This is a genomic window from Bradyrhizobium sp. USDA 4504, assembly GCF_054063995.1.
On sequence record NZ_JBSSGV010000001.1, the window covers coordinates 7,078,231 to 7,105,078 of the forward strand.

The 26,848-nt window shown below is 63.7% G+C and carries 24 protein-coding genes and 1 pseudogene; 13 read left to right on the forward strand and 12 right to left on the reverse strand.

The genetic code is table 11. From position 1 onward, the window contains the following. Positions 1-89: 89 nt before the first annotated feature. The 4 genes from ACVMB1_RS33150 to ACVMB1_RS33165 form a co-directional block, all read right to left on the reverse strand. Complete coding sequence (locus ACVMB1_RS33150; protein WP_076834963.1) at positions 90-590, reverse strand: hypothetical protein; 501 nt, start codon at positions 588-590, stop codon at positions 90-92. Positions 591-709: 119 nt separating this feature from the next. After that, complete coding sequence (rlmN, locus tag ACVMB1_RS33155; protein ID WP_057021293.1) at positions 710-1,924, reverse strand: 23S rRNA (adenine(2503)-C(2))-methyltransferase RlmN; 1,215 nt, start codon at positions 1,922-1,924, stop codon at positions 710-712. Between the two features lie 125 nt (positions 1,925-2,049). Continuing rightward, positions 2,050-2,643, reverse strand: a complete 594-nt coding sequence (locus ACVMB1_RS33160) for an invasion associated locus B family protein (RefSeq protein WP_057021355.1) — start codon at positions 2,641-2,643, stop codon at positions 2,050-2,052. A gap of 154 nt (positions 2,644-2,797) precedes the next feature. Continuing rightward, positions 2,798-3,634 carry an SDR family oxidoreductase gene (locus ACVMB1_RS33165; protein WP_057021294.1) on the reverse strand — a complete coding sequence of 279 codons (837 nt, stop codon included), beginning with the start codon at positions 3,632-3,634 and terminating at the stop codon, positions 2,798-2,800. A 105-nt stretch (positions 3,635-3,739) separates the two neighbouring features. On the opposite strand from ACVMB1_RS33165, the gene ACVMB1_RS33170 reads away from it, so the two are divergent. Beyond that, positions 3,740-4,720: an NADPH:quinone oxidoreductase family protein gene (locus tag ACVMB1_RS33170; protein ID WP_057021295.1), complete on the forward strand. Its 981-nt coding sequence runs from the start codon at positions 3,740-3,742 to the stop codon at positions 4,718-4,720. 355 nt (positions 4,721-5,075) lie between these two features. Here ACVMB1_RS33170 and ACVMB1_RS33175 read toward each other — a convergent pair whose 3' ends face one another. After that, positions 5,076-5,453: a YkvA family protein gene (locus tag ACVMB1_RS33175; protein ID WP_057021296.1), complete on the reverse strand. Its 378-nt coding sequence runs from the start codon at positions 5,451-5,453 to the stop codon at positions 5,076-5,078. Positions 5,454-5,544: 91 nt separating this feature from the next. After that, positions 5,545-5,850 (reverse strand): 4a-hydroxytetrahydrobiopterin dehydratase, encoded by a 306-nt coding sequence (locus tag ACVMB1_RS33180; protein ID WP_076834964.1) that lies wholly within the window; start codon positions 5,848-5,850, stop codon positions 5,545-5,547. 212 nt (positions 5,851-6,062) lie between these two features. On the opposite strand from ACVMB1_RS33180, the gene ACVMB1_RS33185 reads away from it, so the two are divergent. The 3 genes and pseudogenes from ACVMB1_RS33185 (at position 6,063) to ACVMB1_RS33195 (ending at position 10,519) form a co-directional block, all read left to right on the forward strand. Further along, positions 6,063-7,466, forward strand: coding sequence for a TAXI family TRAP transporter solute-binding subunit (locus ACVMB1_RS33185; protein ID WP_229160558.1), 1,404 nt, complete (start codon positions 6,063-6,065; stop codon positions 7,464-7,466). Positions 7,467-7,647: 181 nt separating this feature from the next. Then, positions 7,648-9,211 (forward strand): annotated as a pseudogene (locus ACVMB1_RS33190) (alkaline phosphatase D family protein). A gap of 240 nt (positions 9,212-9,451) precedes the next feature. Further along, positions 9,452-10,519, forward strand: a complete 1,068-nt coding sequence (locus ACVMB1_RS33195) for an N-acetylmuramoyl-L-alanine amidase family protein (protein WP_309143556.1) — start codon at positions 9,452-9,454, stop codon at positions 10,517-10,519. A 22-nt stretch (positions 10,520-10,541) separates the two neighbouring features. On the opposite strand, the gene ACVMB1_RS33200 is transcribed toward ACVMB1_RS33195, so the two are convergent. Both ACVMB1_RS33200 and ACVMB1_RS33205 read right to left on the reverse strand, forming a co-directional pair. Beyond that, the gene (locus ACVMB1_RS33200) at positions 10,542-11,663 is read right to left on the reverse strand and encodes a hypothetical protein (protein ID WP_076834965.1); all 1,122 of its coding nucleotides are present in this window, start codon (positions 11,661-11,663) and stop codon (positions 10,542-10,544) included. Between the two features lie 92 nt (positions 11,664-11,755). Then, positions 11,756-12,130: a response regulator gene (locus tag ACVMB1_RS33205; protein ID WP_076834966.1), complete on the reverse strand. Its 375-nt coding sequence runs from the start codon at positions 12,128-12,130 to the stop codon at positions 11,756-11,758. Positions 12,131-12,331: 201 nt separating this feature from the next. On the opposite strand from ACVMB1_RS33205, the gene ACVMB1_RS33210 reads away from it, so the two are divergent. From ACVMB1_RS33210 to ACVMB1_RS33220, 3 genes are all read left to right on the forward strand, one after another. Continuing rightward, positions 12,332-13,096, forward strand: a complete 765-nt coding sequence (locus ACVMB1_RS33210; RefSeq protein ID WP_057021301.1) for a Crp/Fnr family transcriptional regulator — start codon at positions 12,332-12,334, stop codon at positions 13,094-13,096. Between the two features lie 200 nt (positions 13,097-13,296). Then, positions 13,297-13,881: a hypothetical protein gene (locus ACVMB1_RS33215; RefSeq protein ID WP_244559035.1), complete on the forward strand. Its 585-nt coding sequence runs from the start codon at positions 13,297-13,299 to the stop codon at positions 13,879-13,881. A 206-nt stretch (positions 13,882-14,087) separates the two neighbouring features. Continuing rightward, entirely contained in the window at positions 14,088-14,858 is a 771-nt protein-coding gene (locus ACVMB1_RS33220; protein WP_057021302.1) for a response regulator transcription factor, read from the forward strand. 15 nt (positions 14,859-14,873) lie between these two features. Here the strand turns inward: ACVMB1_RS33220 and ACVMB1_RS33225 are convergent, their stop codons facing one another. From ACVMB1_RS33225 to ACVMB1_RS33240, 4 genes are all read right to left on the reverse strand, one after another. After that, positions 14,874-16,346: an HlyD family type I secretion periplasmic adaptor subunit gene (locus ACVMB1_RS33225; RefSeq protein ID WP_076834968.1), complete on the reverse strand. Its 1,473-nt coding sequence runs from the start codon at positions 16,344-16,346 to the stop codon at positions 14,874-14,876. Then, complete coding sequence (locus tag ACVMB1_RS33230; RefSeq protein ID WP_083715240.1) at positions 16,343-18,079, reverse strand: type I secretion system permease/ATPase; 1,737 nt, start codon at positions 18,077-18,079, stop codon at positions 16,343-16,345. Before ACVMB1_RS33230 ends, ACVMB1_RS33225 begins: the two co-directional genes overlap by 4 nt. Positions 18,080-18,235: 156 nt before the next feature. Continuing rightward, positions 18,236-18,694, reverse strand: coding sequence for a hypothetical protein (locus tag ACVMB1_RS33235; RefSeq protein ID WP_028343759.1), 459 nt, complete (start codon positions 18,692-18,694; stop codon positions 18,236-18,238). 264 nt (positions 18,695-18,958) lie between these two features. Continuing rightward, positions 18,959-20,338: a hypothetical protein gene (locus tag ACVMB1_RS33240; RefSeq protein ID WP_244559036.1), complete on the reverse strand. Its 1,380-nt coding sequence runs from the start codon at positions 20,336-20,338 to the stop codon at positions 18,959-18,961. Positions 20,339-20,639: 301 nt separating this feature from the next. On the opposite strand from ACVMB1_RS33240, the gene ACVMB1_RS33245 reads away from it, so the two are divergent. The 6 genes from ACVMB1_RS33245 to ACVMB1_RS33270 all read left to right on the forward strand — a co-directional run bounded on the left by ACVMB1_RS33245 (position 20,640) and on the right by ACVMB1_RS33270 (position 26,811). Next, positions 20,640-21,359 carry a prolipoprotein diacylglyceryl transferase gene (locus ACVMB1_RS33245; RefSeq protein ID WP_076834971.1) on the forward strand — a complete coding sequence of 240 codons (720 nt, stop codon included), beginning with the start codon at positions 20,640-20,642 and terminating at the stop codon, positions 21,357-21,359. Further along, positions 21,340-22,785 (forward strand): radical SAM protein, encoded by a 1,446-nt coding sequence (locus ACVMB1_RS33250; protein WP_076834972.1) that lies wholly within the window; start codon positions 21,340-21,342, stop codon positions 22,783-22,785. Before ACVMB1_RS33245 ends, ACVMB1_RS33250 begins: the two co-directional genes overlap by 20 nt. Next, entirely contained in the window at positions 22,782-23,060 is a 279-nt protein-coding gene (locus ACVMB1_RS33255; RefSeq protein WP_076834973.1) for a hypothetical protein, read from the forward strand. Before ACVMB1_RS33250 ends, ACVMB1_RS33255 begins: the two co-directional genes overlap by 4 nt. A gap of 11 nt (positions 23,061-23,071) precedes the next feature. Continuing rightward, the gene (locus tag ACVMB1_RS33260; RefSeq protein WP_076834974.1) at positions 23,072-23,293 is read left to right on the forward strand and encodes a hypothetical protein; all 222 of its coding nucleotides are present in this window, start codon (positions 23,072-23,074) and stop codon (positions 23,291-23,293) included. Positions 23,294-23,569: 276 nt separating this feature from the next. Then, positions 23,570-25,396: a translational GTPase TypA gene (typA, locus tag ACVMB1_RS33265; RefSeq protein ID WP_016847242.1), complete on the forward strand. Its 1,827-nt coding sequence runs from the start codon at positions 23,570-23,572 to the stop codon at positions 25,394-25,396. 164 nt (positions 25,397-25,560) lie between these two features. Beyond that, on the forward strand, positions 25,561-26,811 hold the full coding sequence (locus ACVMB1_RS33270; protein WP_076834975.1) for a flavin monoamine oxidase family protein: 1,251 nt from the start codon (positions 25,561-25,563) through the stop codon (positions 26,809-26,811). Positions 26,812-26,848 lie beyond the last annotated feature (37 nt).

Consider the following 26,848-nt stretch of genomic DNA (forward strand, 5'->3'; position numbering starts at 1 on the left):
TGTCGCTGGAGGTGCGAGCTCTTGCGAGCCCCGAAGGATGCGGTCTTGCTGCGGCCCATCCTTCGAGACACCGTGCTGCGCACGGTTCCTCAGGATGACGGCGGTGTTTGCGGCCGCCGTTGCGACGGCAATGGCGGGGGCGGCGGCAACGGTCGCGCCGGCTCGCGCCAGGCGCCGGCGGTGCGGCCGGCGATCAGCCAGTAGACCAGGCCCGCGACGATGCCGGCCCCGGTCATGATCTCCATGTGCCGGCGCACGATGCCATGGAATTGCATCATGTCGGGATCGAACGGAACCAGGCCGAGATAGCACGCCGCGCCGACGATCGCTCCGCCGACGGCATAGGCCAGCACGCTCCGGATGAAGAACGCCTCGGTGATCAGCACCACGATCAACGCCGGCAGCAGCGCAAAGCCTGAGATAAAGATGAACCCGAAGCCGAGCACAACGTTGATCGCGCTCTGGTCGATCTGCCCGCCGAAATCGCTGATCTCGGGATACAGCACCGCGACGACCACGATGATCCCTGCCACGAAGCAGGCCATCAGGAAGCCGAAGGCGACGACGAACAGGCGGCCGATCAGGGCCATGCTACGACCTCCCCGTCATTGCGAGCGGAGCGAAGCAATCCATCTCGCAGCTCGCCGAGGCATGGATTGCTTCGTCGCTTCGCTCCTCGCAATGACGGATTGCATGGAGGGCGTCACACTCAATCGGTCATCGCCATCGCGCGCAGCGCCTGGCGCTCGCGGGCCGAGAGCTTTTCGGTCTCCGACTTGAGCTGGCCGCAGGCGGCGAGGATGTCGCGGCCGCGCGGCGTGCGCACCGGCGAGGAATAGCCGGCGTTGAAGATGTATTCGGAGAATTTTTCGATCTGCTCCCAGTCCGAGCATTCGTAGGCAGTGCCCGGCCACGGATTGAACGGGATCAGGTTGATCTTCGCCGGAATGCCCTTGAGCAGCTTCACCAGGAGCTTGGCGTCATCGAGCGAATCGTTGACCCCCTTGAGCATCACATATTCGAAGGTGATGCGCCGGGCGTTGGAGGCGCCGGGATAATCGCGGCAGGCCTGCAGCAATTCCTTGATCGGATATTTGCGGTTCAGCGGCACCAGCTCGTTGCGCAGCTCGTCGCGCACCGCATGCAAGGAGATCGCGAGCATCACGCCGATCTCGTCACCGGTGCGCTGGATGTTCGGCACCACGCCCGAGGTCGACAGCGTGATGCGCCGGCGCGAAATGCCGATGCCTTCATTGTCGGCGACGATCAGCAGCGCATCGCGCACCGCGTCGAAATTGTAGAGCGGCTCGCCCATCCCCATCATCACGATGTTGGTGACGCGGCGCGTGCCGTCCTCGCGGTCGGCCCAGTCATTCAGCCGGTCGCGCGCCACCATAACCTGGCCGACGATCTCGCCGGCGGTGAGGTTGCGCACCAGCCGCTGCGTGCCGGTGTGGCAGAACGCGCAGTTCAGCGTGCAGCCGACCTGCGAGGAAACGCACAGCGTGCCACGATCGGTCTCGGGGATGTAGACGCACTCGACCTCGTGCGGCCGCTCGACCTTGTCGCCGCTCGGCAGCCGCAGCAGCCATTTGCGGGTGCCGTCGTTGGAGATCTGCTCGGCGACCACCTCGGGACGATCGACGGTAAAATGCTTCTCGAGCTCGGCGCGCATGTCCTTCGAGACGTTGGTCATCTCGGCAAAGCTCTTGGCGCCGCGGAAATACATCCAGTTCCAGAGCTGCTGGGTGCGCATCTTGCGCTGGCCGGCCTGCACCCCGATCTCGCCTAGGCGATCGGCGATCTCGGCGCGCGACAGCCCGATCAGCGACGGCTTGGCCGGCGGCACGTAGGTCTCGAGCGGAACCTTCTCGACCAGCGCGCTGGCGCCGGAGACGGCATGGGTGGTCACGGTGTCGGTCATGAAACCTCAAATAGGCCTTCCAGCCGGTGCTGCAAAGCCACCGAATACCTCGATTTCAGGCCTTAAGTCGATTTTTAGAGCATGATCTTTCCGGAAAACCGCTTCACACTTTTCCGGATCATGCTCTAGCGCCGGCAGTCCTGCCCGAGCCGGTCGAGCGCCTGCGCCAGGCCCTTCAGCGAGAAGGTGTCTGTCGTCTCGGTGCCCTTGGCCGAGACGGCTTTTACCGTCAGTTCGGCCGATTTGCGCATGGATTCCACCATCCGCTCCTCCTCGGCCGCATTCTTGATCCAGAGGCCGTCGCCCTGCGTGTACATCGCATAGGTCCCGCCGCCGACCTGAAGCGTCGATTCGGAGCCCGGCTTCACCGTGTAGCCGATCATGATCGAGACTTCGTTGACGACCTTCTCCGCCGGACGGGTGGAGATGAAGGCATAGGCCGGATCGCGCGGCCGGTTCGCCGGATTGGTCTTCGACGACGACGGCTTGGCGAGCGCAAAGCACACCTTCTTGCCGTTGGGCGATGCCGTGTACGCGCCCCAGGTCCCGAATTGGCCGATCAGCGTCGGCTCCGCGCCGCCGGCCGCAGCCGCCGCGGCCGAAGGCGCCGGCTTGGCTGCTTCCTTGGCCGTATCCTTCTTGGGCGCGGCCTGCGCCGGCGCGAGGGTGATGAACCCGCCCAGGATACAAGCAACCAGTGATGTCAGAATCTGCCGCACGGCCAACTGGTTCCCCCATCATTGTGACTGCAAGATGGCCCGGCGATTCCCCTCCGCCGGCTCGGATGGATAACCGGGAAACGCTTTTTTGGGAAGGCAGTTAGGCCGAAAGGCGAACGCCGCTCACCGTCGGGCGCGTAATCGCGACGCGTTATCACTTGGCGCGCGCAGCGCGCTGCTTCTCCCACTGCGCATCGGTCCATTGCAGCAGGTCCTCGGCACCGGAACTCCGTAAGTGCGAGCCGCCATCCTGCACCACCATCTCGCCGTTGATGTAGCCGGCCTGATCCGAGATCAGAAAGGTCGCGAGATTGGCGAGCTCCGAATGCTCGCCGGCGCGGCCGAGCGGATTGCGATGCGCCCAGCTCTCGCCGCGCCCTTCGGGGCGCAACTGTCCGGTCGCGCCTGCGGTCGGGAACGCGCCGGGCGCGATCGCGACGGTGCGGATGCCCTTCGGGCCCCACTCCACCGCCAGGCTCTTGGTCATCGCCAGCACGGCGGTCTTCGCCATCGCGGACGGCACCGTGAACGCGCGGCCGGTGATGGTCGAGGTCGACAGGATCGAGAGCACCACGCCCTTGTGCTTGCCGTCGATCCAGCGGCGGCCGGCGGCGAGCGTGCAGTACATCGTGCCATGCAGTGTCGGCGCGAGGATCGCGTCCGCCGCACGGAACGACAAATGTTCGCTCTGCGCAATAAAGGTTGCGGCAGCATTGTTGACGAGCACGTCGATCGGCGCGTCCTGCCAGACCTGATCCATCATCGCTTCGACCGCTGCGCCGTCGCGGATATCGCAGCGCGCGATGGAAACCTTGGCGTCGAGCTCGCTACGGAATTTTGCTGCGGTTTCCTCCAGCAGCCCCTCGCGCCGCCCGCAGATGATCAATTCGGCGCCGAGTTCGGCGAAGCGGTAGCCCATCGCAGCACCAAGGCCGGAGCCGCCGCCGGTGATCAGGATGCGCTTTTTTGCTAGCAGGCCTTTTTCAAACATAGTTTGATCCCTCCGCTTTGTATTGTCGCTCCGCCGCAAATCCGGCATGAAGCTTGTAGTCCAAGATCTTGCAGCTCTTTCTGCGTCCGAAACTCAGGTGTGTCCATGAAAGCCATCCTCTGCTCGCAATACTGTCAACCCGACGATCTCGTGCTGGCTGATGTGCCCGATCCGGTGGCGGCTCCCGGCGAAGCCGTAATCGCGATCAAGGCGGCGGCGCTGAATTTCTTCGACATCCTGATGATCCAGGGCAAGTACCAGATCAAGCCGCCGTTCCCGTTCTCGCCGGCTGCCGAAGTTGCCGGCGTGATCGAAAGCGTCGGCGCCGGCGTTACTGACCTGAAGGTAGGCGATCGCGTCGTCGCGTCCTGCGGCCACAACGGCGCGCGCGACAAGATCGCGCTGCCGGCGAATTCGATCGTGAAGATTCCCGACAATCTCGACTACGACCGCGCCGCCGGCATCATCATCATCTACGGCACCGCGCTGCATGCGCTGGAAGATCGCGCGAGCCCGAAGCCGGGCGAGACGCTCGCGGTGCTGGGGGCCGCCGGTGGCACCGGCCTTGCTGCGTGCGAGCTCGGCAAACTGATGGGGTTGAAGGTGATTGCCTGCGCCTCGTCGGACGAGAAGCTGGCATTCGCCAAGCAACACGGCGCCGAGCTGACGCTGAACTATGCGAAGGAAGATCTCAAAGAGGGCCTGCGCAAGCTGACCGACGGCAAGGGCGCCGACATCGTGTTCGATCCGGTCGGCGGCGCCTATGCCGAAGCCGCGTTGCGCTCGACCGCGTGGGAAGGCCGCTTCCTGGTCATCGGCTTTGCCGCCGGCGAGATTCCGAAGATCCCGCTCAACCTCGCACTGCTGAAGGGCTGCGATATCCGCGGCGTGTTCTGGGGCGCCTGGGCGCGGCAGAATCCGGACAAGAACCGCAAGAACCTCGAGAAGCTCGTGCAGTGGACCGCGGAAGGTAAGATCTCCTCGCATGTCGACCGCACCTTCCCGCTGTCGCAGACATCAGAAGCCCTGAAGGTGCTCGCCGGCCGCAAGGCGATGGGCAAGGTGATCCTGCATCCGGGAAGCTGAACCGAGATTGCGCAGCCCGGAAGGAGCCGAACGGACTACCATGGCGCTCCCTACCGTCTCCGTCACCCTGAGGAGCGCGCTCTTGCGCGCGTCTCGACGGGTCGACGGCCCCGCTGGTGGCCGTACATCCTTCGAGACGCGCTTCGCGCTCCTCAGGATGACGGATCGAAAGTTTCGTAGCCCGGATGGAGCGCAGCGAAATCCGGGATGCATCATAACCTTCCCTTGAAAAGAGGAGGTCGCTTTGCTCGCGAGAGCAAAGCGGGTGGGGACCAAATCTGCCGGCTTGCAGCGTCGCCTGTTGCTGACCCCCTTCCCGACCTTCCCCCTTTCAGGGGGAAGGAGAAGGCAGATCTCACTCCTCTTCCGGCACCCCGCGCTTCAGCGCGGCGCGGGCGGCATCGCGATGCTCCGGCGTGATGTGGCTTGCCACCATGCGGAGCGCAGTTGCGAGCACTGCGGCGTCATCGGTGAAGCCGAGGATCGGCAGCATGTCGGGCACGAAATCGAACGGCAGGATGAAATAGGCGATTGCCCCGAGCAGCGCCGCCTGGACATGGCGCGGCGTCTGCCGGTCAAAGGCGCAGTAATAGGCGGCCAGCAGGTCCTCCGCGAAGGGCAGGCTCGCCACCACCTTCTTGAACTTGATCCAGAAACGGCGGCGCACGCTTTCGGGGTCCTGCGCCAGCCGATCGGCAGGCCCAAATCCCACGCCGGGTTCGCTCGATGTCATCGCAAGGTTCCTCGACGCCGCGCCAGTTCGGCGGCGGACGATGCGAATCTGGGGACATCGGCGGACCCGCGCAAGGTTCCACGCGCCAGAGTCAATTGACCCCAAGCTGCCTTGCGATCGCGTTCATGGCCTTGGCGAGGTCGATATCGCGCTTGGTCACCCCGCCGACATCGTGGGTCGACAGCACCACCTCGACGGTCTTGTAGACGTTTTTCCACTCGGGGTGATGGTCGCTCTTCTCGGCGACCAGGGCGGCGCGGGCCATGAACCCGAAGGCCTCGTTGAAGTCCTTGAACACGAAAGTCCTGGCGATCGCCTCGCGACCGGACATCTCCGACCAGCCGGCCAGTTCCCAAAGGGCGGCCTTCTTTGCTTCCGCTGACAGCCGTTCGACCATGGTAACCCTCCCGTTTGACGCCGACTTTAGCCTAACAACCGGCCTCCGGGATGGGATCCACGCCCAAATTAAGGCCGAAATCGCGTCCTATCGCCGCTGGTAACCATGACGGAGTTGTAACATCTGTCCGTTCAGTAATTTGCTACACATAGAGGATGTATGCGCGTTGGTAGTTTTGCGAGATTGAGCCCCGACGATTGTTTGCGAGATCGATGACAGACGGCTCCGCCAGCATGTCGCCCAAGCCGCTGCGTTCGGCAAAGCGGCGGCTGATGTTCGTTTTGATCGCGGGTGCGCTGGCCATCATCGGCACGTTGCTGGCCGGCTATTATTTCGCCGTGCGTCCGGTGACGCTGCGGATCGCGGTCGGTCCTGCCAACAGCGATGACGTCAAGGTCGTGCAGGCGCTGGCGCAGGCCTTCAACAACCAGCAGAACACCCAGGTCAAGCTGAGGCCGGTGCAGACCGAGGGCGCCACTGCCAGCGCCCAGACGCTGGCCGACGGCAAGGCCGATCTCGCCATCATCCGCGGCGATCTCGAGGTGCCGAAGAATGCCCAGGCGGTCGCGACCCTGCGCAAGAATGTCGTGGTGATGTGGGTTCCGCCCGCCAAGGGCAAGGTTCGGAAATCCGCGCGGATCACCAAGATCGCGCAGCTTGCCGGCCGCAAGATCGGCGTCGTCGGCCGCACCCCGGCCAATGTCAATCTGCTGAAGCTGATCCTGACGCAATACGGCGTCGACCCGATGAAGGTCGAGATCGTTCAATTCCCGGCCAATGAGGCGGCGGAAGCGATCAAGAACCTCAAGGCCGACGCCTATCTCGCCGTCGGCCCGGCCAACAGCAAGATCACGATCGATGCGATCACGGCGTCGGTCCGCGACGGCGGCGAGCCCAGCTTCCTTGCGATCGACGCCTCCGAGGCGATCGCGCAGAACCATCCGGCCTATGAGGCCGCGGAAATCCCCGCCGGCTCGCTCGGCTCCGCTGACCGGCCCGATGATGAGGTGAAGACGATCAGCTTCTCGCACCACATCGTTGCGCGGAAGGGCCTGTCGGACTCGACGGTCGCGGCATTCACGCGGCAATTGTTCGCGATCCGGCAGTCGCTCAAGACCGATTTCCCGCTCGCCGCCAAGATCGAGACGCCGGACACCGACAAGGATGCCACCATTCCGGTGCATCCGGGCGCCGCCGCGTTTGTCGACGGCGAGGAAAAAACCTTCCTCGACCGCTACAGCGACTACATCTGGTGGAGTCTGATGGCGTTCTCGGCGATGGGCTCGGCCGGTGCGTGGTTCGCCGGCTATCTCAAGCAGGACGAGCGCAACACCAACACCTCGCAGCGCGAACGCCTGCTGGAGATGCTGAAAGCCGCGCGGCACAGCGATTCGATCGAGGAACTCGACCAGATGCAGGCGGAGGCCGACGACATCCTGCGCCACACGCTGGACTGCTTCGAGCACGGCGCGATCGAGGAAGGCACGCTGACCGCGTTCAACATCGCGCTCGAGCAGCTTCATAACGCCGTCGCCGACCGCAAGGCGCTGTTGTTCAGCATGCCGCAGAATTTGCAACGGGCTGCGACGCAGTTCAGGGCGGCGGGCACGGCGTAGGGGCGCCGCCAATCTTTATCCGCAAATCCCCCTTGCCTCCCCCGCACTCGGGAGAGGGAGCCTGACAGATGCGCTTCCCTTACGTCCCGCACTCCCGCCGCTGTAATCTCTCCGTCATGGAATTTTTCTAGGTCTTGGCGCGCCTGCGGCGCATTGTCGCTGTGACCTGAGGAGGCTCCCTATGACGATCCGGTTCTCGCGAAATCTCACCCGCCGACGCTTTCTCTCCACGGCGGCTGCGGCCGGCGCCGGCGTGATTGCGATGCCCTATCTGTCGCGCGCCGCCGACCGTCCCGTGATCACCCATGGCGTGCAGTCCGGCGATGTCGGCGTCGACGGCGGCGTGGTGTGGGCGCGTGCGGACCGGCCGGCGCAGATGATGGTCGAGGTCGCGACCACTGAATCGTTCAAGGACGCCCATACACTGCCGCCGATCACGGCGCTGCCCGAGAGCGACTTCACCGCCAAGATGCTGCTGGAGAACCTGCCCTCCGGCCAGGACATCTTCTACCGCGTCCGCTTCCGCGACCTCGCCCATATCGACATCGTCGGCGAGCCGGTGGTCGGACGCTTCCGCACCGCGCCGAGCGACCGCCGCGACGTCTCCTTCGTGTGGGGCGGCGATGTCGCCGGCCAGGGCTGGGGCATCAATCCCGACGACGGCGGCATGATCACCTTCGCCGCGATGAAGAAGCACGCTCCGGATTTCCTTCTGCACTCCGGCGACACGATCTACGCCGACGGCGTGATCCCGTCCGAGGTGAAGCTTCCCGACGGCAAGATCTGGAAGAACGTCACTATACCCGAGAAGGCGAAGGTGGCCGAGACGCTCGACGAATACCGCGGCCGCCCACAAGTATAACTTCCTCGACAACAACGTCCGCGCCTTCAATGCCGAGGTGCCGATCTTCGTGCAGTGGGACGATCACGAGGTGACCAACAATTGGTCGCTGTCGAAACAGCTGCCGGCGGCCTACAAGGAGCGCGACATCACCGTGCTCGCGGCGCGCGCGGCAAAGGCCTTCCACGAGATGTATCCGATGCGCGAGAGCATCGTCGAGCCGGGCCGCGTCTATCGCACGCTGAGCTACGGTCCGCATCTCGACGTCTTCATGCTCGATGAGCGCAGCTATCGCGGCCCCAACGGCCCGAACCTGCAGGAGCAGTACGGCCCCGACGCCTATTTCATCGGCCCGGATCAGATGGCCTGGCTGAAGCGCGCGCTGCTCAACTCGCGCGCCACCTGGAAGGTGATCGCCTCCGACATGCCGCTCTCGCTGATCGTCTATGACGATGCCGCCAACAAGAAGGGCTCGGAAGCCTTTGCGCAGGGCGATGGCCCGGCGCGCGGCCGCGAGCTCGAAATCGCCGACATCCTGCGTTTCATCAAGACCGCGGGAATCGTCAACACGGTGTGGCTGACCGCCGACGTGCATTACGCCGCCGCGCACTACTACAACCCGAACAAGGCCCAGTTCCAGGAGTTCGATCCGTTCTGGGAATTCGTCTCCGGCCCGCTGCATGCCGGCACGTTCGGTCCGAACGAGCTCGACAACACCTTCGGCCCCGAGGTGAAGTTCATCAAGGCGCCGGGCGAAGGCAACCAGAACCTGCCGCCGTCGGCCGGCATGCAGTTCTTCGGCCACGTCAAGATCGACGGCAAGAGCGGGCAGATGACGGTAAGCCTGCGCGACCGCGTCGACGCCGAGCTGTGGGCGATCACGCTCGACCCGAAGCCGGTCTAGTGTGCTGAATGCGAAGTTCGTGCGATTTCGCGGCAGCCACTTTCACGAACTTCGCATTCATAAAGCACACTAGAATTATAAGTTTGCTAGTGTCCTTATCGAATCCGAGGTTCGCTCCGAAGGTGCGGCAAATGATGCGAACTTCGGATTCGGGACACTAGTTCGGTCACAGCCACGACGGAACCGGACTCTTGGTCTTGACGGCCTTGCCGCCAAGGCGAGGCAACGCGATTGCCGGGGATGGACCTCCCCGGCATCTTCCGGTACCGATGTCAGAGCCGTTATGCTGGGGGCCCGGAGGGGCGGAGCATGAGGCGCTGCGAATTCTTTCGCGTGCTCAGTGGTAGCGTTGCGAGGTTTCGGCCTCGCCGCTTGTTGGTCGTCGCGATCGCAGTGTTCGCGCTGCTGCCGATCGAAGTCAGCGATGCCGGCTGGCTGCCCGATCTCTTCAGGAGCTCACCCAAGCATGCCAAGTCGCCGAAGCGCGCGAAGGCGACAAGGGCTGCCAAATTGGCAAGGCACCGCGCTCCGCCCAGGCACCGCGCTATGCGGCTGGCCGCCCTTGGGCCAGTCACCCTGCCGCTTTCGGCTCTCAAGCCGGCCGCTGCCAAATGCGATCCCGCGACGTTCCGGATCGTGCTGGATGTCGGACATACCGCGCAATCGGAAGGCGCGATCAGCGCGCGGAATGTCGCCGAGTTCACCTTCAACCTGCGCCTTGCGCGGCTGATCGAGGAGAGGTTGAAGGCCGAAGGCTTTACCGAAACCAGGCTGCTACTGACCGAAGGCAAAGCGAGACCGAGCCTCTTCAAGCGGGTCGCCGCCGCCAACAATCTGCACGCGGATCTGCTGATGTCGATCCACCATGACTCCGTGCCCAACAAGATGCTCGAGGACTGGGAGTTCGAGGGGAAGAAAAGCCACTTCAGCGACCGCTTCAGCGGCTACTCCGTGTTCGTCTCCCGGGACAATCCGGACTTCAAGACCAGCCTCCGGTTCGCCGAACTGGTCGCCGGGGAAATGAAGGCCCAGGGCCTGCATTATGCCGAGCAATACAGCCAGGCCATCATGGGTCGTTACCAGCACCCGTTGCTGAACAAGGATACCGGCGTCTACAGCAATGATGAACTCATCGTGCTGAGAAAGACCGCGATGCCCGCGATCCTGCTGGAGGCGGGCTCGATCATCAACCGGGACGAGGAACGCGAGATGGACTCGCCCGAGCGCCAAAACCTCATCAGCAGCAGCGTTGCTTCCGCCGTGAAGGAATTCTGCGAGCCGCGATGGGCGCTGCTCGGTCCACCCTGACGGCCGAGCGATCGACTCCTCCTCAGCCCGGCTTGCCCGACTTGATCTCCTTGAACTTGGCAAGCGCCTGCTCGAACTTGGCGTTGAACAGCCACATCGCATCGAGGATCTCGCGGAAGGTCGCGGATGTTCTTACCCGGTCGGCCCGGCCGAACGCGAAGACGCTGTTGTTGCGCAGATATCGCATGATCCTGGGATCGGAAATTCTGTAGCCGACGAGGTTGCCCGATTTGAGCGCTGCCCTGGTCGGCGTGGGAATGATCTGGATCAGCTCAAAGACCTTCATCTGATCGATCGGGTCCGGCAGCGCTTTCTGGATCGCCGCGACCTGCGGGAAAAGTTCGGCGTGTGCGTTCATGAGGCCGTCCCGCACGGCGGTCCAGTGATTGAACCTGTGGTCGAGGTTGCCGACCCGCGCCTCTTCCCGGTCGTCGCGACGGCTCAGCGCAGGATCGAGCGTCGCGATCGACCCCTTGATGGCAGCCCATTTCCTTCGGCCGTCGCGATCCTCGGACGGGCCGGTCTGCAGGCTTCCTTTATAGGTGTTCGATCGTGCATTGCCCGCATTCTGCTTGCCGTTCGTCTCGGCAAAGAAGAGGCCGAGGCTGATACGGCCCGCGACGGCGGCGTCGGCGGCATCCAGACCCTTGGCGCGCGCGATCACCGTCGCCAGATCGACCACGTCCTTGAATGGCGTATCGGATGTTTGCGCACCGGCGGGCGGCGCCTCCATGACGTCGAAGAGCTTCCTGTACTCATCGAGCAGCGGCTCATCGTCGGCGTTGAAGTAGGCCGGGGGGATTCCGAATCTGTTGGGTCTGCCAATCCTGGACGGAAGCGCATCGGTGAGGTCCTTGTAGGCGCTCATCATCTCGACACGGGCCAGATAGATCGCCTGGCCCGGCAAGTCGGGCAGCGGCTGATTGGCATCGATCTGCGCGCGGCGCTGGCGCAGGATCGACTCGAAGCCCTTCAAGGCTTTGTCATAGGTCTCAAGCGCGGCCGATTGCTCGCTCGAAAGTGCGGCCGGCGTAGCGAGAGCTGGCGACACGAAGCGACCGACGACGGCCGAGCCGAACGGCGGCGCTGGCAGCAGCCCGAGAGCGAGCGCGGCTGCGGGCGCGGCAAAAATCCTGACCACCATGACGCTTTCCCGAAGCGCTTGCGTCACCGAATCCGACAGGCTGGATGGTAGACGACGAACGCGCCGACGGCGAGGCCGAAGCCGGCAATGCGTCAACGTCCGTTTCGCAGCGCCGCCTCCAGCGCCTCGCCCGAGCACGGCTTGGTCAGCCGCGGTTTGTCGGCGAGCGATGCCGGCAGCCGGATGTCCGCACCATAGCCCGTGACGAACGCGAACGGCACCTTCAGCGCATCCAGCCGCTCGGCGATGGCGAACGTCTTCTCGCCCCTGACGAGGCCGACGTCGAGCAGCGCGAAATCCGGCGCGCGTTCGGCGATCAGCTCGAGCGCCCGGGCGACGTTCGTGGCGGTGCGCACCGTCCGGGCGCCGAAGCCGAGGATGGTGTCCTCGAAATAGAGCGAGATGATCGGATCGTCCTCAACCACGAGGACGTCACCGGGCATGCCGGCATTGGGGGTGAAGTCCATGGCGTGCCAGTTTCCGTTTTTAAAGCATGGATGAAAGACCGGATCAGTCCGGCCGGATTGGCCCGCGACCGGCGCCTGAAAGCACGCCGGCTGTTCCCGAGGTGAAACCCATCACATCGCGGGCTGCCGCGTCTGTTCACTAGTGAACATAAATCTGGGAACTTTCCGATTATGGTCCGCGTTGGGTTCTCAGGATTTCCAATGATCACGAAACGGACCGAGTTGGCCGGGACGAGTGACCGGCCGTTCAACAATCTTTTGCGCCGGCTGAACGCCGCCGATTACGAACTGATCGCGCCGCACCTTGCCTTGGTCGAGGCCGCGGCCGGCGATCTGCTCTACAATCCCGGCGACGACGTCCAGACCGTGCATTTTCCATGCGGGCCAAGCCTTGCGTCCTACATGGTGCCCAATGAGGACGGCCGCGATGTCGAGACCATCCTGGTCGGTCGCGAGGGCGCGGTCGGCGGCATCGTCAGCCAGGGCTTCCTGCCGGCCTACACCCGCATCACCGTCAAGTTCGGCGGCCCGTTCGCGCGGCTGCCGGTCAGCAAGCTCGACGCCGCCAAGCTGACGTCGATCTCCGTGCGCAACATCTTCGCGCGCTATGCCGATTGTATGCTGGCGCAGATCTTTCAGTCGACCGCCTGCAATGCGATCCACTCGATCGAGCAGCGCGCGGCGAAATGGATCATCTCGGCGATGGAGCGCACCAATGGCAACGGCATGGTGCCACTCACGCATGAACAGCTCTCGACTTTGCTCGGCGTCGGCCGCAGCTACACCAGCCGCGTGATCCAGAACTTCAAGGCGGAAGGCGTGCTCGAGACGCGTCGCGGCGCGATCGTGATCCGCGACGCGGACAAGCTGCGGCAGCGCTCTTGCCTGTGCAACGACGCCGTCAAGGATCATTTCGAGGAAGTGCTGCGCGGCGTGTATCCAAGCGAGGACAACCCGCAGAACTAGGGTGTGTACTCATTATTCGTCGCATCCGCCATGCTTCCGGAAGCCGACGCTGAACCCGATATCGCCGTAGGGGTTCGTCCTATCGCCCCAACCCCGCGCGCTTAATGAGCGCTTAACGCTTTTGCGCAACAGATAGGATCACCAGCGCGGAATTAGTCCTAGTTATGAGTGCGAACCGAGCTCCCGAGGAGGGGAATCGGATGGGACTGCTTTTTGTCGGAGCGCTGGCAGGAATCCTGATCGGCTTTGGCTGGTTCGCGCCTTCCCGAGGGGATTTCCTTGGGTGTGAGTCAAGACCCTGTTTCGACAAGGTTGCAGTCGCCCGACCCACGGAGCCAGTGCCGGCGGCGTTAGCGCCCGCGCCTGCGATCGTCAAATCGAATTCTGCAACCCCGGCAAAATCCGGCAGGAGACCATCATCGAAGAAACACGGACCGCCCGACCTCGCCAAGGCGGCGTCCCCGCGGACGAGGATCAACGTCCCGACACCCGAACACGCCGCGGACATGGCAGATCCTGTCCTCACCAAAGCGAAGGTCACGATTGCAGCGCAGATAGAGGATCCGGGATCGGCCGAATTCAGCGACATGAAGCGCGCCATGCGAAAGAACACGTTCGGACGCGCCGTGGATACGATTTGCGGGCGCGTGAAAGGAAGAAGTGCGTCGGGCGGAGAGACTGGAGGGAGGCCGTTTCTGTATCTTGTGAAGGAGGATGAAGCGTATGTCGTCGACGGCAAGTCGGGGTCGGCGGCGTCAACGGCGTATCGAAATATCTGCAAATAGGGGATGCGTCGACCGCGCCACGGCGCGCGTCCAAATGATTTGAGCGGAAAGAATTTCCCACCGAGGCGCCAGGCTATCCCGCAATGGATGCGATCCTGATGTCGGGGCTGCGCGTGATGATGCATTCAGGATGAATGCCGCAACGGTAAATGCGCAATACGGATCGATGGGACTGTCGCAGAAATTCTTTTCATTCCGAGGAAATCATGGACGACATAACCTCAAAACGGCTCAATGGAGCGCTTCACGTACCGGTTCTGGTGATCATCGAGCCGCACCTGTTGCCCCGCACATGTATTCTTAACGTCCTCAGGCGGGAATTGGCCGACTTCGAGATCCTCGACATGGCAACAGTCCGAGGCCTGGACTGCATGTCAACCCGCGACGTTCGTCTGGTGCTGCTGAGCATCGCGGACAAGCCCATCGGCGATCCCTCGGTCGAGGACGATCTCGCCTTCGTGGCCGAGCACTGTCCCAATGCCGCCGTCGCAATCCTGTCAAACCATGACGACGAGCCGACCGCGCAAGCCGCGATGCAGCGGGGTGTTCGCGGCTTTCTTCCCACCTCGCTACCAATCGAGGTCGTCATAGCCGGCCTGCGCCTTGTTCTTGTCGGCGGCGTCTACAGGCCGTTGCCGGTCGCCGAGATGAACAGGATGCCGGGTTTCGATCCGCCGGACGCGCGCGGGCTTGCGTCCGCATATCTGATGAACGAGGCAGCCAGGGCGGCCATCGACAGGAGCGGTCTCACGCCTCGAGAGCAGCACGTTCTCGCGGAATTGGAGCTCGGCCTGCCCAACAAGCTGATCGCAGCCAAATTGAAGCTCTCGGAAAGCACCGTCAAAATGCACATTCAGCACATCATGAGGAAATGTGCCGCTCACAATCGCACGGAAGCGGTCCTCCGCTGGCGCGGCCGGTCGCTCGCGCAGAATCGCGATCACGACCCGGGCACAGCCCCAATGCCGGAGACCTAGTCACGCTGAGCGGGATCAATCCTCTCTGAATGCACCGCGGAAGCTGTCGAGCAGGGGCCTGAGCGCGTAAAGTGCGACGGTACCGCGCCCCGTGGTGATGAACACTTGAACCGGCATACCGGGGACGATCTGGAAGTCGTTTGCGGCGATCTGCGCATCGTCGATCCGGATCTTGGTCGCGTAGTATGGCTGGTCGGTACGCTTGTCGAGTAGCCGGTCTGCCGATACGTGCACGACGATTCCCTTCAGGCGCGGTACGCGACGCTGATTGTACGGCACGAGATGCACCTCGGCATTGAGGCCGGGATGAACCACATCAATGTCCTCGGGCCTCAGGCGGGCGGTCACGATGAGGCGGTCTTGCCGCGGCACCAGCTCCATGAGCGGAGCACCCGCCCCGATGACGCCGCCCGTCGTATGGATCCGCAAGTCGGTTATCGCGCCGTCCTCAGGCGCCTTCACCTCCGTTCGCGATAGCTGGTCCCTGGCCGCAAGCAACCGTTCGCGGAGCTGGAACATCTGGTTCTGTGCTTCACGAAGCGACTGTGCGATCTCGCTCTGCCTGTCGCTCTCGAGCTTGAACAATGTGGCCTGCTGCTCGCTGATGACCTGCCCGGCGCGAGAAATCTGCGCGGTGATCTCGCCGCGGCGCCCCTCAACGTCGGCCAGTTCACGTTGCAGGTTCAGAAGCCGCGGCCGCCGTTCGAGTCCCTTGTTCACGAGCGTCGTGACCATATCCAGTTCTTCCCGGACGATGTCGACCCGCTGCCCGGTAGCGTTCTGCTGAGCCTTGAGACCTTCGATCTCCCTCTCGACTTGAAGCCTCCGTTCGCGAACGACCGCAAGCTGCGACTCATGAACCTGCCGGCGCGCCAGAAAAATGAACTGCTGCGCCGATACCGCGGCGGCGGCCACCCCATTTCGCTTGCTGTCCTGCTCCAGCGCGCTCGGGATTGCGATGCTCTCGAAGTTCTGCTGCTCGGCCTGAAGCCGTGCGGCACGAGCAATTGCATCCCACAACTGGCCTTGAAGGCTTTGCACCTCCGAACCGGGCCGTGTGTCGTCCAGCGCGATCAGCGTCTGTCCGCTTCGCACGATATCGCCGTCCGCAACCAGGATCTTCCTGACGATCCCGCCTTCCAGGTGCTGAATCGTCTTGCGGCTCGATTCTGATTCCACGACGCCGGAAGCGATCGCGGCGCTCTCGAGAGGCGCGAGGCACGCCCATGTGCCAAGCCCCAGCATGAAGCAGAGCACCAGCAGGTTGCCCGCCAGCGTGATACCGCGAAGCCGTCTACGCGGAGAGATGGGTGTCGGGGTCGCACACCATGGATATTCGAGGGGCTCGAAATCGTCGATCGCGGTAACCACGACTCCGAGCCGTCCGGCGAGCGGGGGGCTTGCCGGCGCTCGCACGAGCCGGTCCCAGATCGTGGGTAGCCTCGATATCGTGGGAAGCTTCCAGATGGTGAGAGGATTGCGGATCATGGCGCAATCCGCGATGTAACCTGGGGTCGGTTCAGGTGCCGCTCAAAGATTTCCTCGCTGTCGCCGAAAGCGACGACCGCCCCCTCTTCCATAATGGCAATCTTGTCTGTGGCTGCGAGGAGACCCATACGATGAGTGACGACGACCAGGATGACACCGGCGAGCTTCATGCGCTCGATAGCGTCCAGCAGCATTCGCTCGCCCCCGTAATCGAGACTGGCATTCGGTTCGTCGAGAACGATCAGGCGTGGACCGCCGAAAAAGGCCCGGGCAAGACCGAGGCGCTGCCGATATCCGCGCGAGAAGGATTTTTCACGGTGAATCACCGTGTCGTACCCGTTCGGCAGGCGCATGATCGCCTCATGAATTCCGACCAGCTTGGCCGCTTCCACGACCTTCCGCCGATCGGCATCATCAAGCCGTGCGATGATATCGCTTATCGTATCGCCGAGCAGGTCGATGTCCTGGGGGAGATAACCGAGACGGTGACCGCTTAGGCCCTCGCGAAGCAGCGAGACGTCGGTATTGTCGAGCAGGACACAGCCATGAGTTGGCGTCGACAGCCCGGCAATCACCCGGCCAAGCAGGGACTTGCCTGACCCGGACGCACCGATAATGCCAAGACATTCTCCGCTCGCGAGCGTGAACGAGACACCGTTCAGCAGCAGGTGATTGGTCCCCGATAGCCTCACGCCGACGTTGTCGACAACGAGACCGCTCGACGCCTGCCGCTGCGAAACCTCCGGATCCTGCTGTCCGGCGGCGGGGGACGCGGCGAGAACCGCGTCGAGCCGCTGACAGGCACGCACGGCCGTCCTGAGTGACTTCCAGCCTGCGATCGCACTTTCGACCGGCGCGAGCGCGCGGCTGAACATCAGTGTCGAAGCAAAAATGATCGCCGGACTCTTTCCGTGCTCGAGGACAAGCCACGCGGCAGCCCCCATTATCAACACCTGCGACAGCGCGCGGACCGGCTTGGTGACCAGCATCACGATCTCGCTTCGCCGGACTGCCACATCGTGCTCTATGCGTGCCTGCTGCGCGTCATGATAGATCGCGCGCGCAGCGCTATCGAGCATTCCCATGGCGCGGATCATATGGATGTTGCCTGCGGCGGCCTGGAGGCGGCCGTAGCTTCTGGACAGCGCGGCGCCGGATCTGAGCAGAACGTCCTCGGTAACCAGATCTCCGGCAACCGTGAGAGCGAAGAGGAAAGCCACACAGCAGGCGCCTACCACGCCAAGCAGGGGATGGATGAGAAAGAGGACCAGGAGGAACAGGGGCGCCCAGAGTGCGTCGAACAGCATCGGACATGCGCCGGAATCGATGAACTGGCGCAGCGCGGTGAGATCCCGATATGCGTCCGAAGCCCGCGTCCAATCGCTGCGAAACGCGGATTCGAGGCTGGCCGAAAGCACGCAAGGACGGAGCCGATCGTCGAGCCAGGCGCCAAGGCGACCCAGGACAGCGCGCCGCAAGGCATCGAACACGCCGCCGACCACGACCGTGATCGCGACAATGAGCGTGAGCAGGAGCAGCGTGTCGCCGCTCCGGCTCGACAACACCCTGTCATAGATCTGAAGAAGGTAGATGGAGGGCGCAAACAAAAGCAGGTTGTAGCTGCAGCTATACGCGAATACGAGACCAAGCGGTCCCGCACAGGACCAAAGGGCCGCGTGCAGTGGCGTCGAGATCTGCGGCAGGACAGGCAACCGAATGGGCGGCATCAGCATGATCGTCACCGCCTGAAATCGGAGTCCGGCGCACTTGCCCGACGGCCAACGCGATCTGCCAAGAAGCGCATCGGCAGGGCATCGGCGGGCATCGGCTTGAACTGCGGGACCGGCAGCAATGGCCGCCGGTCCCGCCGTGGTCGGACGAGCCGATGGTCAGAATGTATCGAGGTGGAAGCTCACTTCTCCACCCAGCGCGGCGTTGCCGTCTCCGCCATTGCCGCCGATGCCGGCCAGGACCTCCTGGTGCTGGTCCACCGCGAGCTTGTTGATCTGAGTGGCATCCGTATTGGCATATACCTTGGAGGTATCGTGGCCGCTGTAGGATTTCTGGCTTCCGTTCGACTCGGCGCTTCCGCCATGGGCCTTCGCAAACACCGAGGCCGTCGCGTTTGCGCCGCCGGCGTCCCAATCTGCGGTCTGAGTGACGTGGTCGCCGGTGTTCACATGCACATCGGCGCCTTCTGCCTTGTTGGTTGGATCGAAGTTGAGGGTCGGCTTGCTGATGATAGCTCCCTTGAAGGTACCGTCGCCGCCATTTCCGACACTTTGACCACCGGTGTTGATCGATTTGAATTCGATCGAATCCGAGATGCTGATCGCCTTGGGCAACATTTGAGCCTCCGTCCTTGTGTTGGCTGTCGTGCATCATCCATCCCGATCAGGCGGACGCGCACGGGCGAGTCTGATCCGGCGATGCGCGCTGCCGATAGATGTCAAATCGGACACCATCCGGCTTGGTCGACCTACGTACGAAAGTATGACATTCGTCGCGCAACATCGGAGCTCGAAACATCGGGAGGCGCCCCTGCGCGAGATTTGCATGCGCAGGGAGTCCGCTACCTTGCGACCGGCCTGCGCGAGCGGTGCGATGTTTCGCTATGCCAACAGGTGAAGATCGGACAGAAGATGGGCGGAAAGATCGCCACCCAGCGCGAGATTGCCGTAGCCGCCGTCCCCACCAAGTCCGGCAATCTGGACCGCACTCTGGTCGATGTGCACATTGTTGACCTGATCGGCCACGGCCGTCGAATGGGGCCCCGCGATTGCGATATTGATGGGTGCATAGATCGCGACGCTGACATCGATCAGGCTGCCGGCAAAATAGCCGTTGCCGCCGTTGCCTGCGCCGTTCGAGCCGGTCGCAATCGTGTCGGAGCCGCCCCACAAGCCGTGGGAAAGAAGGCTTGCATGGCCGCCCGTCGCGGCGTTGCCATTGCCGCCGTGCCCGCCCATAGCGGCGATCTGAACTACGGATTGATCCACGTTAGCGTCATTCGTCTGGACTGAATGAACGTTGGAGCCATAGCCCGCGACTGCGATGTTGATCGGGTCGTACACCAAGATCGAGGAATGCACGAGACTCCCGTGGAACGCGCCGTCGCCGCCATTGCCGGCCTGACTCCCGCCCGTTTGAACGTCCCAGACACTCCCTCCGTTGCTTGATCCCCAGCTGGGGTCGAGCGTGATGATGCTGCCGCCGACGGCCACATTGCCATTTCCGCCACTGCCGCCGACGCCCGCGACCTGCGTAGCCGATTGATCGATGTCGACTGTGTTCGATTGACTTGCATGGGCCGTGCCGCCTGAGCTCGCCACCGCAATATTGATCGGATGATAGATCACCACGGGAGCGTCCACCAACGCACCCGAGAAATGGCCGCTGCCGCCATTTCCGGCGCCGTTGTCGCCGCTCCCGATCACGCCGGGGCCCAGGGAAGCACTGATGCTGCCCCCCGATGCAAGGTTGTCATTCCCACCATGTCCGCCGACGCCGGCGATCTGAAAGGCGGATTGATCGACATTCAAATCGTTGGACTGGTTGGCCACGGCGGCCGAGCCGTATCCCAAACTCACCGAAATGTTGATCGGTTCATAGATCAACAGGGACGCGTGAATGATACCTCCGTAAAAGTAACCGTCTCCGCCGTTCCCGGCGGTGTTCGCCCCGCTCTCGATCGAAACGATGCCCGTCGCGGAATGGGATGCGCCGGCAGCAGGCTTCGTTGCCGAAGCATCCAGGCTCGCCGCAGTGTGGTTGCCGACGTGGCCGTACGTGTCGACCCCCGACGCGGTGGGATGGTCGGATTGGCCTGGGCCAGAGTCATAGGGCGGGGAATTCGACGTCGCGGGATGCGCATAGAGCCCTGCAAACGGGCTGCTCGGTGCCGGACCCGACTCGTCGTCACCATCGTGCCCATCGTCGCGATGAAAGGCGTGATGCAGCCGGATCCCGTCCGACATCCGCGAAAAATCCATCGTAGCCTTCCTCATCGCAATCGCTCCGCGCAATCGGGACGGGTTTTGCACTCCGGACAGAATGTCATCTTGGTAAGGTCGAAAGCCCAGCCGTCAGTTCGGATATAGCGCTTCGGATGGACGCCGTAACATCGGCTATATCCGTTCTGGCGCGGTTACAGCCTTTGTCGTTTTGCGGGCTGGCGTCGCCGGTGTGGTCCATCAGCCCGCCGCTCCCAGGCGGACGGGTTATAACCTCGTTCCGCCATTGCAATCGGGAAGCCGCTATCGCGGACCGCGAAAACCGCGCTACACTCGCCTCATGAGTGGGGCTGAACTTCACGCCGTTTTCGACGTCGCAGCATGGGGCGCGGCGGCCATCGCGATGTGGTGGCTGTCCCGGGTGCGGGGGCTGCAATTCCCGCGGCAATCCTTCGAGCTCACCTACATCGCCGCGCTGGTATTCGGCGCCGGCATCGGCGCCTACATCCTCGGCACGCTGAACCTGTGGTTCTCCGGCATGTCCGGCATCGCCCGCTCGGTCGAGGGCGCGCTGGCCGGCGGCATCGTCGCGATCGAGCTCTACAAATGGCGACACGGGATTTCGTTGCGCACCGGCGCGCGGTTCGCGCTGCCGCTTGCGATCGGCGTCGCGGTCGGCCGTCTCGGCTGCTATTTCGCGGGGCTCGAGGACTTCACCTATGGCACGCCGACCATGCTGCCCTGGGGCCATGATTTCGGCGACGGCGTGCTGCGCCATCCGGTGCAGCTCTATGAAAGCCTGGCGATGGCGGGGTTCGCGGCATTCTATGTCTGGGCCGTATTGAACCGAAATGCCGCCGTCATCACCAACGGATTCTACCTCGTGCTGTTCTACTACGGGCTGCAGCGCTTCCTGTGGGAATTCATCAAGCCCTATGGCGCGCTGATCGGACCATTCTCGCTGTTTCACCTGCTGTCGCTGTTTGTCATGATTTACGCCGCCGTCATGCTGGCGACGGCGCCGAATGTGAGCTTGAAGCATGAACGCGCCGCTGCGTAAGGCCCGCCCTTACATCTTCTGGGGCCAGACCCAGTCGCTATGCGAAACTTGCCTCACCCTGGTGCCGACCAAGATCCAGATATCAGGCAACGAGGTCTGGTACGAGAAGCGCTGCAAGCAGCATGGCGTGCAGTCGACGCTGGTCTCGACGGATGCGGCCTATTGGCGACTGTGCAAGGATTTCATCAAGCCCGGCGACCGGCCGCTCGCGTTCCAGCGCCACACCGAATTCGGCTGCCCCTATGATTGCGGGCTGTGCCCCGACCACGAGCAGCACTCCTGCCTGGCGCTGATCGAGATTACCGAGCATTGCAATTTAACCTGCCCGGTGTGCTTTGCGGATTCCTCGCCGGCGCGCACCAGCTTCACGCCGCTGGCGAAGATCGAGAAGATGCTGGACGCGCTGGTCGCGAGCGAGGGCGAGCCCGACCTGGTGCAGATCTCCGGCGGCGAGCCGACGCTGCATCCGGATTTCTTCGCCATTCTGGATGCGGTGCGTGCCCGCCCGATCCGCCATGTCATGATCAATACCAACGGCCTCAGGATCGCGCGCGAGCCCGACTTCGTGGCGAAGCTCGCCGAGAACAAGCGCGGGCTTGAGGTCTATCTGCAGTTCGATTCGCTGCAGCGCGAGGCGCTGGTCAATCTGCGCGGCGCGGACTTACGCAAGATCCGCCAACAGGCACTGGAGAGTCTCGAGCGCGAGGGCGTCTCGACCACGCTGGTCGCGACCATCAAGCGCGGCATCAACGACGGCGAGACCGGCGACATCGTCCGCCACGCGCTGACCTGGAAGTGCGTCCGCGGCGTCACGCTGCAGCCGGTGCAGGATGCCGGCCGCAACGAGCATTTCAACAAGGACACCGACCGCATCATGCTGTCGGAGATCCGCCGGCGCGTGATCGAGACCGGGGTGTTCGGCGCTGACGACATGATCCCGTTGCCCTGCAATCCCGAGAGCATCTCGATCGGCTACGGCCTGCGCAACGGCGACAAGGTGCTGCCATTGACCTCGCTGATCCCGCAGGAGCAGCTCATCGCCGTGATGCCCAACACCATCAGCCCGGAGAAGTATCCGGTGTTGCGGGAGAAGTTTGTCGACCTGTTCTCGCTGTCGTCGGGGCCGCTGAACACATCGGAGCGGGTCTGCGAATTGCTGTGCTGCCTGCCGAGCTTCGAGGTGCCGGAGGGGCTGACCTACGAGAACGTGTTCCGCGTCACCATCGTGCAGTTTCTCGACCGCTTCAATTTCTGTGTCGGCAACGTCAAGCGAAGCTGCATCCACTTCGTCACCGAAAGCGGCGCGATCATCCCGTTCGACACCTACAATCTGTTCTACCGTGACGGAAAGATCGACGGCATCCGCGCCGCGCTGGCCGGCCAGACCTATCGTGAAGCCCGGCAAAGCGAGGAGGCGCCGCGATGAGCGAGACCAATCCACCGCCCATCCCGCCTGCACCACCGGAGCCACCCTACCAATACGTCCCGCCGCCACCGTCACCACGCAGCGGCTGCGCCACCGCGTTCATGGTGCTGTTCGGGCTGGTCCTGCTGCTGCCGGGGCTCTGCGCCCTGCTGTTCGGGTTCGGCGTCCTGAGCGAGTCGAAAACCGATCCCTCCATTCTCTTCCTGATCCTGCTCGGGCTCGCGGTCTGCTTCGCCGGCGTGATGCTGATCCGCGCCGCGATTAAGGGACGCTAGTCCGGGGTATCGTGAGCAGTTTTCTGCAAAACCCGGAACAGAGACAGCGCAACGGCTGCCTGACCGCCCTCATGCTGGTGGTAGGGGTGATCCTGCTGATCCCTGGCGTCCTGTGCGCCATTCTCAACGCCAAGATGGGCGCCGGGGCCGGCGGCGACCCCATCACCATGTTCGTGATGATGGTGGCGCTGGGTGGGCTTGGCCTGATCGTGTTCGCGATTACCCGGAAGTAGGACCTGAAAGCCCCTCAAAACCCGCCTTTGGAACCAAAATCAGCCCTCCAAACAGCCAATAAATCATTGTTTTTTGGCGTTTTCTGACTATATTGCGCCGCAACGCGCAAGGTGCCCGGTCCTCTGACCGGGCTTCCTTTTTGGGGTGATGCGTCCCCGTCAAATTTCTTGGGTATGAGCGTGATCCGGGCCCGAATGGGCCACGCGAGCGAGCGGCCGGCCAAACTGGTCCGGCGAGATCGCGCATCTGACCATTGCACGACCAGAAGAAGAGCCATGAACCTTCGCAACGTCGCCATCATCGCCCACGTCGACCACGGCAAGACCACCCTCGTCGACCGCCTGCTGCAGCAATCCGGCACCTTCCGCGAGAACCAGAAGGTCACCGAGCGCGCCATGGACTCCAACGACCTGGAGCGCGAGCGCGGCATCACCATCCTGGCCAAGGCCGCCTCGGTGCAGTGGAAGGACATCCGCGTCAACATCGTCGACACCCCCGGCCATGCCGACTTCGGCGGTGAGGTCGAGCGCATCCTCAACATGGTGGACGGCGCGCTGGTGCTGGTCGACGCCGCCGAGGGCCCGCTGCCGCAGACCAAGTTCGTGGTGTCGAAGGCGCTCAAGATCGGGCTGAAGCCGATCGTCGTGATCAACAAGGTCGACCGTCCCGACGCACGCCCGACCGAGGTCATCAACGAGGTGTTCGACCTGTTCGCGGCGCTCGACGCCAGCGAGGAGCAGCTCGACTTCCCGATCCTGTACGGATCGGCCAAGCAGGGCTGGATGGCGGAGAGCCCGGAGGGTCCGAAGGACCTCGGCATGCAGCCGCTGTTCGACCTGATCGTGCGCCACGTCGAGCCGCCGAAGGTCGAGGAAGGTCCGTTCCGCATGATCGGCACCATCCTCGAGGCCAACCCCTATCTCGGCCGCATCATCACCGGCCGCATCTCCTCGGGCTCGATCAAGCCGAACCAGCAGGTCAAGGTGCTGTCCGCCGACGGCAAGCTGATCGAGAGCGGCCGCCTGACCAAGATCCTCGCCTTCCGCGGCCTTGAGCGCACCCCGCTCGAGGAGGCCGAGGCCGGCGACATCGTCGCGATCGCGGGCCTCACCAAGGGCACCGTTGCCGACACCTTCTGCGATCCCACCGTCGAGACGCCGCTGCCGGCGCAGCCGATCGATCCGCCGACGGTGTCGATGTCGTTCATCGTCAACAACTCGCCGCTCGCCGGCACCGAGGGCGACAAGGTGACCTCGCGCATGATCCGCGACCGCCTGATGCGCGAGGCCGAGGGCAATGTCGCGCTGCGCGTCGTCGAGGCCGCCGACAAGGATTCCATGGAAGTCTCCGGACGCGGCGAATTGCAGCTCGCGATCCTGATCGAGACCATGCGCCGCGAGGGCTTTGAGCTCTCGGTGTCGCGCCCGCGCGTCGTGCTGCAGAAGGACGAGGCGACCGGCGCCTGGCAGGAGCCGATCGAGGAAGTCGTGATCGACGTCGACGAGGAGCATTCCGGCGTCGTCGTGCAGAAGATGAGCGAGCGCAAGGCCGAGATGATCGAGATGCGCCCCTCCGGCGGCAACCGCCTGCGGCTGGTGTTCTACGCGCCGACCCGCGGCCTGATCGGCTACCAGGGCGAATTGCTGACCGACACCCGCGGCACCGCGATCATGAACCGCATCTTCCACGGCTATGCCGCCTACAAGGGCGAGATCCAGGGCCGCCGCAACGGCGTCCTGATCTCCAACGACCAGGGCGAAGCGGTGGCCTATGCGATGTTCAAGCTGGAAGACCGCGGCCCGATGATGATCGAGCCGGGCTGGAAGGTCTACAAGGGCATGATCGTCGGCGAGCACACCCGCGACAACGACCTCGAGATCAACGTGCTGAAGGGCAAGCAGCTCACCAACATCCGCACCACCTCGAAGGACGAGGCGGTGCGCCTGACGCCGCCGATCCGGATGACGCTGGAAAAGGCGCTCGCCTATATCGAGGACGACGAGCTCGTCGAGGTGACGCCGAAGTCGATCCGACTGCGCAAGAAGCACCTCGACCCGAACGACCGCAAGCGCGCCGAAAAGGCCAAGGAAGCGGTGGCGTAAGCTGTCATGCCCCGGTTCGACCGGGGCATCCAGTACGCCGCGGCCCATCAGTTCAATCGCTACTGTCTCTGGAATACTGGATCACCCGCCTTCGCCTGCGCGGGTGATGACAGTCATGCATGTGGCGGCTTCAGGCCCGGCGGCGGACGTGCTAGAGCCGGGACATGACTTCCCCTCCCTCCACGGTCGATGTTGCCATCATCGGCGCCGGCGCCGCCGGCCTCGGTGCCGCGAATGCGCTGAAGGACTCCGGCCTCTCCACGATCGTGCTGGAAGCCCGCGACCGCCTCGGCGGCCGCGCGCATACGATTCAGGCCGCGCCTGACGTGGTGTTCGACGTCGGCTGCGGCTGGCTGCACTCGGCCGACCGGAACAGCTTTGTCGGCATCGCCCGGCAACTCAACTTCGAGCTCAACAAGGACTTGCCGCCGTGGCGCGAGCGCGCCTACGGCGAGGCGTTCCCGCAGGCCGCTCGCGACGACTTCACGCACGCACTCGACCAATTCTACGACCGCATCGAGCAGGCGGCGCGGCACGGCAAGGACTGCCCGGCCAGCCTGTACCTCGAGCCTGGCAACCGCTGGAACCCGATGATCGATGCGATCTCCACCTATGTGAACGGTTGCGAGCTCGACCAGGTCTCGATCCTCGACGTCGACGCCTATGAGGACACCGACGTCAATTGGCGGGTGCGGCGCGGCTATGGCGCGCTGGTCGCGGCCTATGGCGCGCAGGTGCCGGTGGCGCTGAACTGCGAGGTCAGCCTGATCGATCACTCCGGCAAGCGGATCCGCATCGAGACCTCGCGCGGCGCGCTTGAGGCGGACAAGGTGATCGTCACCGTGCCGACCAACCTGATCGCCGATCAGACGATCCGCTTTTTACCTGCGCTGCCGGACAAGCTCGACGCCGCGCGCGGCCTGCCGCTCGGCCTTGCCGACAAGGTGACGCTGGCGCTCGCCGAGCCCGAGGCGCTGCCGAAGGAAGGCAATCTGCGCGGCGCCACCATGCGCACCGAGATGGGCACCTATCACATCCGCCCGTTCGGCCAGCCCTGCATCGAAGGTTTCTTCGGCGGCCGTTTTGCGCGACAGCTTGAAGATGCCGGCGACGGCGCCATCGCCGCGCACAGTATCGACGAGATCGTCTCCTTTCTCGGCAGCGATTTCCGCCGCAAGCTGAAGCCGCTCAGCGAATCCCGCTGGGCCCATGACCCGTTCGCCCGCGGCTCCTACTCGCACGCACTGCCCGGCCACGCCGACAAGCGCGCCGTGCTGGCCGCGCCGGTCGACGGGCGGCTGTTCTTCGCCGGCGAAGCGACGTCGCCGGAGTTTTTCTCGACGGCGCACGGCGCGCGGGACTCGGGCGAGCGGGCGGCGAGGGAAGTGGCGGATGGATTTCCGCATAAGGGGTAGCCGTCAGATTGGTCATTCCGGGATGGTCCGAACGACC

What these genes read in the sequence shown, in the direction of transcription:
- ACVMB1_RS33150 (WP_076834963.1), bottom strand. Translation starts at nt 590, where the DNA reads ATGGCCCTGATCGGCCGCCTGTTCGTCGTCGCCTTCGGCTTCCTGATG.
- rlmN (WP_057021293.1), bottom strand. Translation starts at nt 1,924, where the DNA reads ATGACCGACACCGTGACCACCCATGCCGTCTCCGGCGCCAGCGCGCTG.
- ACVMB1_RS33165 (WP_057021294.1), bottom strand. Translation starts at nt 3,634, where the DNA reads ATGTTTGAAAAAGGCCTGCTAGCAAAAAAGCGCATCCTGATCACCGGC.
- ACVMB1_RS33170 (WP_057021295.1), top strand. Translation starts at nt 3,740, where the DNA reads ATGAAAGCCATCCTCTGCTCGCAATACTGTCAACCCGACGATCTCGTG.
- ACVMB1_RS33175 (WP_057021296.1), bottom strand. Translation starts at nt 5,453, where the DNA reads ATGACATCGAGCGAACCCGGCGTGGGATTTGGGCCTGCCGATCGGCTG.
- ACVMB1_RS33180 (WP_076834964.1), bottom strand. Translation starts at nt 5,850, where the DNA reads ATGGTCGAACGGCTGTCAGCGGAAGCAAAGAAGGCCGCCCTTTGGGAA.
- ACVMB1_RS33185 (WP_229160558.1), top strand. Translation starts at nt 6,063, where the DNA reads ATGACAGACGGCTCCGCCAGCATGTCGCCCAAGCCGCTGCGTTCGGCA.
- ACVMB1_RS33195 (WP_309143556.1), top strand. Translation starts at nt 9,452, where the DNA reads ATGGACCTCCCCGGCATCTTCCGGTACCGATGTCAGAGCCGTTATGCT.
- ACVMB1_RS33200 (WP_076834965.1), bottom strand. Translation starts at nt 11,663, where the DNA reads ATGGTGGTCAGGATTTTTGCCGCGCCCGCAGCCGCGCTCGCTCTCGGG.
- ACVMB1_RS33205 (WP_076834966.1), bottom strand. Translation starts at nt 12,130, where the DNA reads ATGGACTTCACCCCCAATGCCGGCATGCCCGGTGACGTCCTCGTGGTT.
- ACVMB1_RS33210 (WP_057021301.1), top strand. Translation starts at nt 12,332, where the DNA reads ATGATCACGAAACGGACCGAGTTGGCCGGGACGAGTGACCGGCCGTTC.
- ACVMB1_RS33215 (WP_244559035.1), top strand. Translation starts at nt 13,297, where the DNA reads ATGGGACTGCTTTTTGTCGGAGCGCTGGCAGGAATCCTGATCGGCTTT.
- ACVMB1_RS33220 (WP_057021302.1), top strand. Translation starts at nt 14,088, where the DNA reads ATGGACGACATAACCTCAAAACGGCTCAATGGAGCGCTTCACGTACCG.
- ACVMB1_RS33225 (WP_076834968.1), bottom strand. Translation starts at nt 16,346, where the DNA reads ATGATCCGCAATCCTCTCACCATCTGGAAGCTTCCCACGATATCGAGG.
- ACVMB1_RS33230 (WP_083715240.1), bottom strand. Translation starts at nt 18,079, where the DNA reads ATGCTGATGCCGCCCATTCGGTTGCCTGTCCTGCCGCAGATCTCGACG.
- ACVMB1_RS33235 (WP_028343759.1), bottom strand. Translation starts at nt 18,694, where the DNA reads ATGTTGCCCAAGGCGATCAGCATCTCGGATTCGATCGAATTCAAATCG.
- ACVMB1_RS33240 (WP_244559036.1), bottom strand. Translation starts at nt 20,338, where the DNA reads ATGGATTTTTCGCGGATGTCGGACGGGATCCGGCTGCATCACGCCTTT.
- ACVMB1_RS33245 (WP_076834971.1), top strand. Translation starts at nt 20,640, where the DNA reads ATGAGTGGGGCTGAACTTCACGCCGTTTTCGACGTCGCAGCATGGGGC.
- ACVMB1_RS33250 (WP_076834972.1), top strand. Translation starts at nt 21,340, where the DNA reads ATGAACGCGCCGCTGCGTAAGGCCCGCCCTTACATCTTCTGGGGCCAG.
- ACVMB1_RS33255 (WP_076834973.1), top strand. Translation starts at nt 22,782, where the DNA reads ATGAGCGAGACCAATCCACCGCCCATCCCGCCTGCACCACCGGAGCCA.
- typA (WP_016847242.1), top strand. Translation starts at nt 23,570, where the DNA reads ATGAACCTTCGCAACGTCGCCATCATCGCCCACGTCGACCACGGCAAG.
- ACVMB1_RS33270 (WP_076834975.1), top strand. Translation starts at nt 25,561, where the DNA reads ATGACTTCCCCTCCCTCCACGGTCGATGTTGCCATCATCGGCGCCGGC.